The following is a 12,836-nucleotide window of genomic DNA, read 5'->3' on the forward strand; positions in this document are numbered from 1 at the left end:
AACCACGCGAGGTTTTTTCGTTAAATGGCTGTTTTTGCAAAATAATGCGCAAAAAGGTGGGTGTCATTTAACTGCCATTGGCCGGTCGCGCCCGGAGGGGAGTATGATCCCGGTTCCGTGGGTAAATCACTTGGCAGTGGGCCCCGGATTGCCGCTCAGCGCGTCAGGCGAGTCAGCTCCTCGGCCTGGCGCGCCTGAGCTGCATTTTGCGTCTCACATGAATATTTCGGACACAAAAGCCAGCCTCCGGGCTGGTTTTTTTTGTTAGTCAGGCGGGCTCGGGACGGCTTCGCAAGACCCGGCGGGTATCACCCTTGGGGCCACGACTCCGGCGACCCGAGGGTGATACCCGCCGGCTCTTCCCAATCCTGAGGTTCGTGAGGTCGAGCGCACCTCTCGCTATCTGAGCGGCTAAGGCCAACGATGCCGCTCGCCCGATCACCACAAGGCCTCACTCGCACACTCGACAGCTTGAGGGTTCGCCGCTGAAGCGGCTCCTACGCCGTCAATCAACCCCAGCGTGGGGAAGAGCCGGTGGCTGCCCGTGCGACCCTCGGGGCCGGTAGCGCAGGCGAGGGCTTCGACTGGATAAGGCCCGCAGGGGGCCGGCCATGGATGGCCGGCCGTTTTCGCGCGACAGGAGTCGCGTCGAAAACCCCCAGGCGGAGCCCGAAGGCGAGCCCGCCCCCCTCAGATCATGACGGCGTGCGAAATGCACCAGCCCTTGCTGGCCACGGCCTTGCCCGGGAAGAGCTGGCACGGGCCCCAGGCGGCAGCGGCCTTGCCCTGGTAGAAGTTGCAGTTCAGGCAGGCGTCGCCGGGAGTCTTCTTGCCAGCCGCCTTGCTGCCGTCCTCGGTGTACTTCAGGGCGGAGGCTGTCGGGTCGGAGGGTGAGAGGTGCGGCAGGTCCTGGGCCCTGGCCATGCGCGGCAGGGTGCCGAGCACCGAAGCAACGGCGACACCGCTGGCGGCGACCTTGAGGAAACGGCGACGCCCCTCAATATTGTTGTTGTCTTCCGACATGGTTAAACCTCAGTCGATGATGGGCCGGCCTGACTGGCTGGCCGGTTCTGCAGAAATCGTACCTGTTCATGGAAAAAGGAGTGGTTCCCATTATCGCCGGGGCCGGTTTCCACCCCGTGGTATATTCGCCCCCTGTTTGGACGTCCAAATCCCCATGCCGAAGACTCTTTCCCACGTCGATCCCGCCCTGCTGGCCGAGCGCGCCGACGCCATCGCCGATGCCGCCCGCGAACTGGCCGCTTTTGGCTGGACGCCGGCGACAAGCAGCAACTTCTCGATGCGTATCGACGACGAGCTGGCAGCCATCACCATTTCGGGACGCGACAAGGGACGCCTCGGCCGCGACGACATCATGGTCGTGGACATGGATGGCAAGGCCGTCGGCTCGGACCACCGGCCTTCGGCCGAAACCGGCCTCCACACCCAGATCTATCGCCGCTTCCCGCAGGCCAACGCGGTGCTCCACACCCATTCGCGTACCCAGAGCGTCGCTTCGCGACTTTTTGCCGCGGAAGGCCGGGTTCGCCTGGAAGGCTGGGAGCTGCAGAAGGCGATCTCCGGTTACACCACGCACGAAAGCGTGCTCGACATCCCCGTTTTCCCCAACACACAGCACATGCCCGAGCTGGAGGCCCAGGTGGACGCCTGGATCGACGGCGGCCAGCCGCTGTATGCCTATTTAATCAATGGCCACGGCATCTACACCTGGGGCCGCGACATGGCGGAGACACGCCGCCATCTCGAAGCCCTGGAGTTCCTGCTTGGCTGCGAACTCGACCTGAGGAGGCTTTCCCCATGAGCCGTCTGCGTATCTACGACGACAACCAGCACGACAACCCGGTAGCGGTCCACACCGAGCACACCGACATCGCCGCCGCTCTCAACGCGGTAGGCGTGCGCTTCGAAGCGTGGGAGGCGAAGCACGACATTGCGCCTGGCGCCACGCAGGACGAGGTCATTGCCGCCTATCGCGAGGATATCGACCGCTTGATGGCCGAGAACGGCTACCAGTCGGTGGACGTCATCAGTCTCAAGCCGGACAACCCGGATCGCGCCGCCTTCCGGGCGAAGTTCCTGAACGAGCACACGCATAGCGAGGACGAAGTCCGCTTCTTCGTCGCCGGCGCCGGGCAGTTCACCCTTCATATCGGCGGCCGTGTGTACGAAGTGCTCTGTGAAAAGGGCGACCTGATCGGCGTACCCGACGGTACCCCCCACTGGTTCGACATGAGCGAATCGCCCTACTTCGTGGCTATCCGCCTGTTCACCAATACCGAAGGCTGGGTGGCGAGCTTCACCGGCAAGGACATCGCCGAGCGCTTCCCGCGCATGAGCCCGCATCCTTCCGCCAAGGCGTCCAGCGCGGCCTGAGTGGCTGGGTGCCTCATGCGCGCCCGCATCGCGATCTATCGGTCTACGCTCGTAGTCACCTTCGCTCCAGGCTGACCCATGATCGCGATGCAGTACCGCTTCGACTTCCCCGACGGCACGGACATGTCACCCATCCACCGCCGGGTCACCGAGAAGGGGCCGGGTTTCGATGGTCTGCCCGGGCTAGAGCACAAGGCCTTCCTGGTTTCCGATGCCGCGATAGGACAGCCCAACCGATACGCGCCGTTCTATGTCTGGCGCTCGGCCACCGGCATGCGTGAGTTTCTGCTCTCCGATGCGTTCGCGGCGCTGTGCGAAGCGTTCGGACGACCCGAGGTCGTCACGTGGACCGTGCTGCGCTTTCGTCGCTTCGATACGACCCGGCCCCCTGCTTTTGCGACCCAGGAGACGACGTCCATCGCGCCGGGCACGAACTCCCGTTCGCTGCGCGAACAAGCGCTCGCCGCCGCGCATCCCAAACCTGGGCTGCACTCGTCGCTGCTCGCCATCGATCCACAACGCTGGACGCTCACCCGCGTCTTGCTCTGGCACACGCTGCCTGCACCCGAGCCGGGAATCGACACCTGGCACGTCCCCTACCTGGCTACCCGCCAATGAAATCCCTCGCCCTGCGCTGAGGCGCAGGCATTTCGCCTCCACGTCCCGTCGTTTATCCTGCGGAGTCTCCCCGCTCCGCAGGTCTTCCCTCATGTCTGACATCCGCGCCGTCCTCACCGACATCGAGGGCACCACCAGTTCGATCGACTTCGTGAAGGACGTGCTCTTTCCGTACGCACGTAAGCACCTGCCGGCCTACGTCGAGACGCATACCGACGAAGCCGAGGTGCAGCACTGGCTTTCCGAAGCGGCAAAGGAGGCTGGCATTGTCGAAGCCTCGCGCGGCGAGATCATCGACCTGCTGATCCGCTGGATCGACGAAGACCGCAAGTCCACGGCACTGAAGGCCCTGCAGGGCCTGATCTGGCGCGAAGGCTATGAGTCCGGCGTGTTCACCTCGCACATGTATCCGGAGGTAGCCGCCCGCCTGCGGGCATGGCACGAGCAGGGCCTGAAGCTCTATGTCTATTCCTCCGGCTCCGTCGCCGCGCAGAAGCTCCTATTCGGCTACACCGAGATGGGCGACCTGACCCCGCTGTTTTCCGACTACTTCGACACCCAGACCGGGCACAAGCGCGAGACGGATTCCTACCGCAAGATTGCCGACGCGATCGGCCTGCCACCCGCCCAGGTGCTCTTCCTTTCCGATATCCGCGAGGAGCTGGACGCCGCGCGCGAAGCCGGCATGCGAACGACGCAGCTGGTCAGGCCGCCGCAGCCGCTGACGGACGCCGGTCACCCTGCCGTGGCGGATTTCGATGCCATCACACCTTGATCCACGTCGGCGGACGCCGATCTACGTACTAGGGGCTTTCATTGCCGGCGCGTTGCTCACCGTGGGCCTGCTGCACCTGGGTCCGCCGTCGGCAACGGCGCGCCGCGAGCCCGTCGCGGTAACGGCGCTGGCGCCTGCGCCGACGCCCGCTGACACAGTGGCTGGAGTCCATCCCGCCGTCGCGACAAGCACAGCCATCGACGACACCTCGGTGGACGTCGACTCGGGCGACTGGCCCAGCGACGCACCGACGCCGGAACAGGTGTTCGCCGCCCAGCCTGAGGCCATGCGCAAGGCAGTCGCCGCGCTCGCCCCGCGCGCACCGGGCAAACCCAACGTCTATGTGCTGGCGTTTGGCGGCGATGGTTCGGAAGACGTGTTCCGTAACGAGGCCGAATACGTCGACAGTCTGGTGAGCAGGCGTTTCGCCAGCCCGGGGCATACGCTGGTGCTCGAGAACAATCCGGCGACGCTGTCCACGCGTCCGCTGGCAAGCTGGACCAATCTCGAGGGCGCTGTCGACGGCCTGGCGAAGGTCATGGATACCCGCGAGGACATCCTCGTCGTCTACCTCGCCACGCACGGCGGCAGCGACCACTCGCTCCTGGTCGACATGGACCCGATTCCCCTCGACCAGCTCGACCCCGAAGGGCTTGCGCAAATCCTGTCGAGGCACGCTTTCCGCTGGAAGGTCGTCGTGGTTAACGCCTGCTACTCGGGCGGCTTCATCCCGAAACTGAGCGGACCGGGAAGCCTCGTGCTGACCTCGGCACGCAAAGACCGCACATCGTTCGGTTGCGGCGTCGACTCGGACATCACCTACTTCGGTCGCGCATGGCTCGTCGATGGGCTGAACGCCACTCCGGACTTCGTCGAGGCATTCGGCAAGGCGAAAACGGAGATTGCTTCCTGGGAAGCGAAGGACGCGCTCGAGGCGTCCGAACCGCAGATCGCCGTTGGCGATGGGATCGAGGACAAGCTGGCGGCCTGGCGTAAGAGCTTGAAGGCCGGGCCTGCCGTACCTTTCGAACCCGCGAAGTAATCCTGTATTTGTAGGAGCCGGCTTTGCCGGCGATCCCGCGACAGCGGGGCCAGGCTGCCGCGAGCACCCTATCGCCGATGAATCGGCTCCCACATCCCACATCCCACATACCACATGAGCCGCTAGATCAGGCCGAGGTATCCAGCGAAAAGCGGTCGGCGTCCATCCATGCGGGGAACCGTTCGCGGTGAGCCTTCAGCGGTGCGGGATCCAGCGCCACGGTGACGACCTGCTCCTGCGTGCCCAGTTCCACCAGCGCCTCGCCGACCGGATCGATGACGCTGCTATCGCCAGCGTAAGGCAAATCGTTGCCGTCCACGCCGACGCGGTTCACCCCGATGACGTATGCAAGGTTTTCGATCGCACGCGCGCGCAACAAGGTGCGCCACGGCTGGCGACGCGGCGCCGGCCAGTTCGCGACGAACAGTGACAGGTCGTAGTCCATGCCACCGGCGGCTTCCTCGCGGCGGCCATTGCGCAGCCACACCGGGAAGCGCAGGTCGTAACAGACCTGCGGCAGGATGCGCCAACCCTTCAGTTCCACGATGAGGCGCTCGTTGCCGCCGCCATAGCGTGTGTGCTCGCCCGCCATGCGGAACAGGTGCCGCTTGTCGTAATAGGCCAGTGAGCCGTCGGGCGATGCCCAGATAAGGCGATTGAACACGGTATCGCCTTCGCGAATCACCAGGCTGCCGGTCAGCGTGGCGTTCACTTCGGTGGCGAGTGCGCGCATCCAGGCCACCCCGGTGCCGTCCATCGTCTCGGCGTTGGCGAGCGTGTCGTTCGTGAACCCGGAAAGGAAGGTCTCGGGTAGCACGATGAGGTCGCTGGGCGCGGCGCCACGCACCAGCTCGCCGTAGTAGTCGCGGTTGCCGGCCGCGTCGTGCCAGCGTGTCGCGCCCTGTACGAGGGAAACGGTCAGAGTTTGCACAGCAGCTCCGCGGCGGCTTCCATGGTGGCGTCGTTCTTGGCGAAGCACAGCCGGACCAGTCGCGTGTCCGGTGCGCTTTCGTAGAACGGGCTCAGCGGGATCGCGGCCACGCCACCTTCGCGCACGAGCCACTCGCTGAAGTTGATGTCGTCCAGGTCACGGATGGCGCTGTAATCGACCAGCTGGAAATAACCGCCCGGTACGTCCAGCAGCTTGAGCCGCGAAGGCGCGATCAGCTCGCGAAATCGATCGCGCTTGGCCTGGTAGAACGCCGGCAGGTCGAGGTAATGCTCGGGCGTGGACTCGAGGAACTCGGCAAATGCCCACTGCGCCGGATTGAACGTGCAGAAGGTCAGGTACTGATGCACCTTGCGGAACTCGGCGGTAAGCGCCTTGGGCGCCACGGCATAGCCGACCTTCCAGCCCGTGCAATGGTAGGTTTTGCCGAACGAGGAAACCACGATGCTGCGCGCGGACAGTTCCTCATGGCGAAGTACGCTCTGGTGTTCCGCGCCGTCGAAGACGATGTGCTCATAGACCTCGTCGGACAACACGACGATGTTCGTGTCGCGCACGATGGCGGCCAGTTCATCGAGATCCGCTCGCGAGAGCACCGCGCCGGAAGGATTGTGCGGCGAGTTAATCAGGATCATGCGTGTCTTCGACGTTACCGCCTCGCGCACGCGCTGCCAGTCGATCGCGAAAGTGGGCAGCGTGAGCGGGATATGTACCGCCGTCGCGCCCTGGAGCTCGATGGCCGGTTCGTAGCTGTCGTAGCAGGGGTCGAAAACGATGACTTCTTCCCCTGCCCTGACCACGGCGGCGATGGCGGAGAACAGCGCTTCGGTAGCGCCCGAGGTGACCGTGACCTCGGTGTCCGGACTGACCCGATGGCCGTACAGGCGTTCGGTTTTCGCGGCGATCTGCTCGCGCAGCTTCGCGATGCCGACACCCGGGGCGTACTGGTTCTTGCCTTCGGCCATGGCCCGCGCGATCGCTTCGCGCAAGGGCTCGGGCGGCTCGAAATCAGGAAAGCCCTGGCCCAGGTTGACCGCCTTGTACTCCAGCGCGAGCTGGCTCATGACGCTGAAGATGGTCGTGCCGACCTTGGGAAGCTTGGTTTCGAGCTGCATCGAACGTCCTTACTCGTTTGGACGGCCAAACGTGGCCGAAGGGCTCGATCCTAACATGCGGGCCATGGTGATCGCTCCGGCCTGGCTGGGATCGGCCGCCACCTTGTCGCAGTCCTTATGGAACTCGGCCTGCGCCTTGGGCAGGCGGTCGGCGAGGAAGTCCACGAAGCTGCGGATGGCCGGCAGCAAGCCGCGGCGGCTCGGGTAGACGAAGTGCAGCGTGCCCTGGGCGGTGGTGTATTCGGGCAAGACCCACTCCAGGTCACCGCTGGAGATAAGCGGGCCGCAGTAGTCCTCGGGCAGCAGGGCAACGCCACAGCACTGCACCGCCGCCGCGATCAGCATCGAGAAATCGCCGCTGACCAGGCGCGGCTTGACCTCGACCGCCGCCTTCTTGCCATGGGAGTCGACCAGTTCCCACACCTGTGCGCCTTCATGCTCGTACATGGACAAGGCGGGAAGCGCCGCCAGTTCGTCGAGGGTCTTCGGGCGGCCGTTGCTGTCGAGGAATTTCGGGCTCGCGACCAGCAGGTTGCGCGCATAGCCGATGCTTCGAAGGACCAGGGTGGCGTCCGTATCCAGCTTCTCGCGGACCCGGATGGCCACGTCGAAGGCTTCGCCGATGACATCGACACGGCGATTGGTCGCGGTCACGCGCACCTGCACCTTCGGGTGCTCGAGCAGGAAGGCCGGCAGCATCGGGCCGAGCACGTTCTGGGCGAGCGAGACGGGGCAGCTCACCCTGACGATGCCGCGCGGCTCGGTGCGCAGCTCGTCCACGGCGTCCTGGGCGGCCCGTGCCTCTTCGAGCACGGCGCGGCAGTGGGCGTAAAAGCGCTCACCGATCTCGGTCACGACGAAACGGCGGGTAGTGCGCTGGAGCAGACGTACACCCAGGCGCTCTTCAAGCTGGGCGATGCGCTTGCTCAGGCGGGACTTGGGGATGCCCAGGGCGCGGCCGGCGGCCGAGAACCCGCCGTGTTCGACCACGGAGGCGAAGAAATACAGATCGTTGAGGTCCTGCAGTGCGCCTTCCATCGTAGGTCCGTCGTTTCTGATTCGAAACAATGAGTCTACTCCAGGCCGGCTAATCAGGCGATTGTCGCTGGCGTATCGTCTTTCCTGTCCCGCATCCTGCGGTCTACGACTGAGGAAAACCCATGAAACTCCTGCATATCGATGCCAGCGCGCTCGGCGCCTACTCTGTTTCCCGCGGCCTGACGGCGGCCGTCACGGCGGAGTTCGTCAAGAACCACCCGGGCATCGAAGTCACCTACCGTGACCTGCACGCTGCCCCGCTCGGCCATTGGGGTTTGCCCGCTGGCGAGAACGATCCGGCTGCCGCCGAAGGCGCCGCCGTGCTTGAAGAGTTCCTCGCCGCCGACGTCGTCGTCATCGGTGCGCCGATGTACAACTTCGGCATCACCAGCTCGCTGAAGGCATGGATCGATCGCATCGCCGTCGCCGGCAAGACCTTCCAGTACACCTCGGCCGGCCCGGAAGGCCTGGCGGGTGGCAAGCGCGTGATCGTCGCGTCCTCGCGCGGCGGCGTATACAGCCTTCCCGGATCACCGGCCGCTGGCATGGACTTCCAGGAGCCCTACCTGCGCGCGGTGTTCGCTTTCCTCGGTGTCACCGACATCGAGTTCGTCCGCGCTGAAGGCGTCGCCATGAGCGACGACCACAAGACGCAGGCCATCGGCGGTGCGATCGCTTCCATCGGCGGCCTGCTGCGCAAGGCGGCTTAATCAGGAGCCCTGCTTGCCGGGCTTCTGTTTGGGATTGTTCTGGGATTCCTTTGGGTGCCCCTCGCCGGGCACCTTGGGCTTTCCCTGCGATGGTTTGAGGTTTTCTTCGCGGTAGCCGGACGTCGGCTGGTCTTTATCGCTGGTCATGGTGTCCTCCTGGCGCATCGTCAGTGCCTTTGCTGGCAGGCCGCGTGGCCGCACTCGCAGGCACCTCCTACATTCTGGCTCTCGGTCGCCATGCGACAGCTCTCGCTGCAGAAGTCGCGCGACACCGGGACCTGGCAATTACAGCCGACGTGATCACAGGGTTTGGTCGCCTCGTTCATGCCATCGCCTCCTTAGCCGCTTGAAAGGAACTCGAGCGAGCGTGCGCGGGTCGGCGTCTATTTTTCGTTACCGTGCAGCGAATGATCCTGCGCGTCCAGCGCAGCCCATCCGTGCGCTTCCACCAACAGGCCGCTGAGACTGCGTACGTCTTGCAGGTTGTGCGCGGCGACGCGCACGAGGTCCCCGGAAGAGCCGCCGCGAAGATAGGTTAGCCACGCGCGTGGCGCTTCCGATCCCGGCAGATCGTCTTCACGCACGATGCGCAGCAGTTTCCGCTCTGCTGTCTGCATCTTGCAGTTCTCCCAGATCTGGCGGTACCGACGCCGCATGGGATGTAGCAGATCCACGTGCGTCAGGCCGGCGAGCGGATTGGCCATGCGCGCGAGGCGATACCGCGTAGCGAGCAAGGGTGCGTCGTAGGATTTTCCGTTGTAGCTGACTAGTACCGTGTCGGCATCGATCCATTCGGAAAACGTACGCAACATGGCGGCTTCGGCGGCCATGGTGGTGATGTAGAGCTGGCGCACGCGCAAACCACCGTCATGCCAGTCGGCGGCGCCGATCATGAACGCGCGCGTGCCCGTGCCGCCGGCGAGTCCCGTGGTTTCGGTATCGAAGTGCAGGAGATGTTCGCGACGCGCGGTGGTGAGCCGGGCGAAAGTGAGGTCGAGTTCCGAAGGGGCATCTGGCCAGGCGAAACATTGTTCGAGGTAGCGCAGGCCGGGGAAGATTTCATCACCGGGAACGTCACGGCTGAAGTTGCGTGGTGGCAGGCGTGGCTGGCCGAGGCGTTCGCGCACGCCGGCCATGCGACGCAGCGCAGCGAGATCGATGGTGGTGGAGGCTCGTTGTGGGAGCCGATTCATCGGCGATTCCTGCGAAGCGAGGCCAACCCCTTTCGCCGCTGAAGCGGCTCCCACAGGAGCAGAAGGCTTGCCGCCAGCCTGGCGGCGGAGGGCAGCCAGCCTCGAGGCCAGCTCGCTCACGCGGCGGCTCCGAGCAGACGCAGCACGCGGGCGGTAAGCGCTCGCGGCGTTTCCTCGCGGTTCTCATCCGCCGCAAGGACGGGACCTACGCAAGCGGGACAGCCGGCCTTGCACTCGCAGCCCTCGACCGTAGCCAGTGCGTGCGTCACGAGCTCGGGTGCGCGCAGGAACAAGGGTTCACTCAGGCCGACGCCACCCGGGAAGTTGTCATAGAGATACACGGTGGGCAGAAAGCGCTCGAGTGCATCCGGCAACGCGAGGCCACCGTCCGGCGCGCGGATCTGCCCGCGACCCGCGGCGTCCACCTGCGCCGACCAGCCGCCATCACCCGACCCTACGGCTTTCTGCAAATCACGCGGCTCGGCCATCACCGCCACCACGGCAGCCGTGTGCAACGCATAGGCGGCGCCGAGGAAACCGTCGAGCGCATGCTGGCGTGAGCGAAAGGTATCGTCGAGCACACTCTGCGGCAACTGCCACCACACTGCCGTGGAATGCAGCTCCTGATCCGGCAGGTTCACCGGACCGTAGCCGATATTCTCGTGCGTGTAGTAACGGATTTTCTTGTAGCCGGATACGCGACGCACGACATGTACTTCGCCGTGTCGTGCACTGCCCTCGCCCGCCTTGCTGCCGTCGAAGCACTCGAGCTCCTTGAGCTTGGTGTAGTCGATGGCGTCCGTGTAGTAGTCAACGCGTGTGCGCGTGCAGTAGGCCTTGCGTCCTTCCCAATCGAGTTTCTCGACCTGGTACGGCACCGACTGGATCATGTGGATCGCGCCCTCGTAGAGGGTCAACGCCGCTGCCGAATAGTCGACCTCGGCGATGATCGTCTGCCGCCCCTCGGTGCGATCGACGACGACGAAATTGCCATCGGCGACCGAGCGCAGGCTCACCGCGTTGGCCGGATAACTATCCGCGATCCACTCCCAACGCTCGCCTTCCTGGTGCAGCACTTCGGCTTCGGCGAGGACCTGCAGGTAGGGGCCGGCGTCGTCCGGGCCGAAGGCATCCCCGGCGATAAAAGGCAGTTCGAAGGCCGCACAACGGATGTGGTCGAGCAGGATCAGCGGCTGGTCAGGCTGGATGCGTGCCTGCTCCGGTGTCGCTTCGGTGAGGAAGGCCGGATGTCGCATGAGGTACTGGTCGAGCGGCGCACTGGTGGCGACCAGCACGCCCAGCGAAGGTTGCTGGCGGCGCCCGGCGCGGCCGAAGCGCTGCCACGTGGCGGCGATCGAACCCGGGTAGCCATTGAGCACCACCGCATCGAGACTGCCAATGTCGACGCCGAGTTCGAGCGCCGACGTGGAGACGATACCGTCGACATCACCCGCGCGCATGGCGCGCTCCACCTCGCGGCGTTCGGTCGGCAGGTAACCGCCGCGGTACGCGCGTATGCGTGGCGGCAGGCGCGTGTCGTGGTCGAAGACGTCCTTGAGGTATTTGGTCAGTACTTCGACCATCAGCCGCGACTGCGCAAAGACCAGGGTCTTCATCTTCGCCTTGATCGCCACGCGCGCGATCAGGTTGGTCTGCGACCGGGCCGAAGCGCGTAGCCCGAGATCCGGATTGATCACCGGCGGATTCCACAGAAGGATGTGTTTGTCGCCACTGGGTGCGCCGCTGCGCGTGATGGTGACGACTTCGTCCTCGATGAGCGCTTGTGCATGCTCGGTGGCGTTGCCGATGGTGGCCGAGCACAGGATGAACTGCGGGCGCACGCCGTAGAAGGCACAGATGCGCCTGAGGCGTCGCAGCACATTGGCCAGGTGCGAGCCGAAAACACCCCGATAGGTGTGGATCTCGTCGATCACCACGTAGCGCAGGTTCTCGAAGAACTGCGCCCACTTCGTGTGATGCGGAAGGATGGCCTGGTGCAGCATGTCGGGGTTGCTGACCACCACGTCCCCGTGCAAACGAATGGCCTGGCGGGCATCGCCCGGCGTGTCGCCGTCGAACGTGAAGGCCTTGACGCCGAGATCGCCGGCCCGATTGAGCTCGAGCAATTCGGCGACCTGGTCCTGGGCCAGCGCCTTGGTCGGGAACAGATACAAGGCCTTGGCACCGGCCTCCAGCACCGACGACACCACCGGCAGCGTGTAGCACAGCGTCTTGCCCGATGCCGTCGGCGTGGAAACCAGGACATTACGGCCCGAGCGAGCGGCCTCCCACGCTTCCTGCTGGTGGCTGTAGAGGCGCTCGATACCGCGCGCCATCAGCGCCTTCGACAAACCCGACGGGAGGTCGTCCGGTAGCGGTACGAACCGGCCTTCGCGGCCGAACACGGTGAATGCCGTGGCGACGCGATCGCTGTACTTGTCGCTGAGCCGCCGGGCCAGCGTGCTTCCGTCATGGCTGATCGCCAGGGCGGAATCCGCCTCGTCAGTGAGGCGGGCTTTGAGGTAGGCGGCCATGGCGGCATCCGGGGGACAGGGGCGCCCGTTATCCCGCGCGACGATCTCAAATCCTGCGACCCCTGCCGAAATTGATTACCGGTGTGGGAGCCGCTTCAGCGGCGATAACCAGGTTGCCGCGATCCATCGCCGGCATAGCCGGCTCCCACAACAAGCTCAGGACGCTACGCCAGCCGCCAGACACCGTCTTCCTCCTCCACCTTGATCGCCACCTCGTGGCCCGGCAGGTTCTGGATCGACGTGATGAGCGCCAGCGCATGGCGCATGGCATCGTCGCGGGTCGGGAACTGTCCAACCAGGTCGGCGTTGCGGCGCAGGGTCCATTGACCGTGCGCCGAGGCGTTGAAGGGAACGTAGAGAATCGTGCGCTGCAAGAATGCCACTCCGCCGGGTGAAGGCCGGAGGCCCTCATGCAGGCGAAGCTAGGTGGCCTATCGTCGCGGAGGCGTTACGACGAGGTCGCCGCGC

Annotated in this window: 13 protein-coding genes and 1 pseudogene; 6 read left to right on the forward strand and 8 right to left on the reverse strand. The window is 65.0% G+C overall.

The window, feature by feature from the left end:
* Window positions 1-690: 690 nt before the first annotated feature.
* Complete coding sequence (locus tag C8J98_RS06100; RefSeq protein WP_107911903.1) at window positions 691-1,023, reverse strand: high-potential iron-sulfur protein; 333 nt, start codon at window positions 1,021-1,023, stop codon at window positions 691-693.
* Window positions 1,024-1,177: 154 nt separating this feature from the next.
* Between C8J98_RS06100 and C8J98_RS06105 the strand changes: the two genes are divergently transcribed.
* The 5 genes from C8J98_RS06105 to C8J98_RS06125 all read left to right on the forward strand — a co-directional run bounded on the left by C8J98_RS06105 (window position 1,178) and on the right by C8J98_RS06125 (window position 4,829).
* Window positions 1,178-1,822 carry a methylthioribulose 1-phosphate dehydratase gene (locus C8J98_RS06105; RefSeq protein ID WP_107911904.1) on the forward strand — a complete coding sequence of 215 codons (645 nt, stop codon included), beginning with the start codon at window positions 1,178-1,180 and terminating at the stop codon, window positions 1,820-1,822.
* Window positions 1,819-2,394, forward strand: coding sequence for an acireductone dioxygenase (locus C8J98_RS06110; RefSeq protein WP_107911906.1), 576 nt, complete (start codon window positions 1,819-1,821; stop codon window positions 2,392-2,394). The genes C8J98_RS06105 and C8J98_RS06110 overlap by 4 nt, the downstream gene beginning before the upstream one ends.
* Window positions 2,395-2,472: 78 nt before the next feature.
* Window positions 2,473-3,012 carry a DUF4865 family protein gene (locus C8J98_RS06115; protein ID WP_107911908.1) on the forward strand — a complete coding sequence of 180 codons (540 nt, stop codon included), beginning with the start codon at window positions 2,473-2,475 and terminating at the stop codon, window positions 3,010-3,012.
* Between the two features lie 91 nt (window positions 3,013-3,103).
* Complete coding sequence (gene mtnC / locus C8J98_RS06120; RefSeq protein ID WP_107911910.1) at window positions 3,104-3,787, forward strand: acireductone synthase; 684 nt, start codon at window positions 3,104-3,106, stop codon at window positions 3,785-3,787.
* Window positions 3,771-4,829: a C13 family peptidase gene (locus tag C8J98_RS06125; RefSeq protein WP_107911912.1), complete on the forward strand. Its 1,059-nt coding sequence runs from the start codon at window positions 3,771-3,773 to the stop codon at window positions 4,827-4,829. The genes mtnC and C8J98_RS06125 overlap by 17 nt, the downstream gene beginning before the upstream one ends.
* A gap of 127 nt (window positions 4,830-4,956) precedes the next feature.
* Here the strand turns inward: C8J98_RS06125 and C8J98_RS06130 are convergent, their stop codons facing one another.
* From C8J98_RS06130 to C8J98_RS06140, 3 genes are read right to left on the reverse strand one after another with little or no spacing between them, the layout of a single operon-like run.
* Window positions 4,957-5,760 carry an amidohydrolase gene (locus C8J98_RS06130; RefSeq protein ID WP_107911914.1) on the reverse strand — a complete coding sequence of 268 codons (804 nt, stop codon included), beginning with the start codon at window positions 5,758-5,760 and terminating at the stop codon, window positions 4,957-4,959.
* Window positions 5,748-6,893 (reverse strand): pyridoxal phosphate-dependent aminotransferase, encoded by a 1,146-nt coding sequence (locus tag C8J98_RS06135; protein ID WP_107911915.1) that lies wholly within the window; start codon window positions 6,891-6,893, stop codon window positions 5,748-5,750. The genes C8J98_RS06130 and C8J98_RS06135 overlap by 13 nt, the downstream gene beginning before the upstream one ends.
* A gap of 9 nt (window positions 6,894-6,902) precedes the next feature.
* On the reverse strand, window positions 6,903-7,931 hold the full coding sequence (locus C8J98_RS06140; RefSeq protein WP_107911917.1) for a LysR substrate-binding domain-containing protein: 1,029 nt from the start codon (window positions 7,929-7,931) through the stop codon (window positions 6,903-6,905).
* Between the two features lie 122 nt (window positions 7,932-8,053).
* Here C8J98_RS06140 and C8J98_RS06145 point away from each other — a divergent pair, with 122 nt between their 5' ends.
* On the forward strand, window positions 8,054-8,641 hold the full coding sequence (locus tag C8J98_RS06145; RefSeq protein WP_107911918.1) for an FMN-dependent NADH-azoreductase: 588 nt from the start codon (window positions 8,054-8,056) through the stop codon (window positions 8,639-8,641).
* Here the strand turns inward: C8J98_RS06145 and C8J98_RS22010 are convergent, their stop codons facing one another.
* From C8J98_RS22010 to C8J98_RS06160, 4 genes and pseudogenes are all read right to left on the reverse strand, one after another.
* Entirely contained in the window at window positions 8,642-8,788 is a 147-nt protein-coding gene (locus tag C8J98_RS22010; protein WP_158272615.1) for a hypothetical protein, read from the reverse strand.
* Window positions 8,789-9,024: 236 nt separating this feature from the next.
* A pseudogene (locus C8J98_RS06150) lies at window positions 9,025-9,798 on the reverse strand (ribonuclease H-like domain-containing protein); the annotation flags it as partial.
* A gap of 152 nt (window positions 9,799-9,950) precedes the next feature.
* Window positions 9,951-12,368, reverse strand: coding sequence for a DEAD/DEAH box helicase (locus C8J98_RS06155; RefSeq protein ID WP_107911922.1), 2,418 nt, complete (start codon window positions 12,366-12,368; stop codon window positions 9,951-9,953).
* A gap of 164 nt (window positions 12,369-12,532) precedes the next feature.
* Window positions 12,533-12,742: a hypothetical protein gene (locus C8J98_RS06160; RefSeq protein WP_107911924.1), complete on the reverse strand. Its 210-nt coding sequence runs from the start codon at window positions 12,740-12,742 to the stop codon at window positions 12,533-12,535.
* Window positions 12,743-12,836 lie beyond the last annotated feature (94 nt).

This window comes from Luteibacter sp. OK325 (genome assembly GCF_003050935.1).
Lineage (GTDB): Bacteria > Pseudomonadota > Gammaproteobacteria > Xanthomonadales > Rhodanobacteraceae > Luteibacter.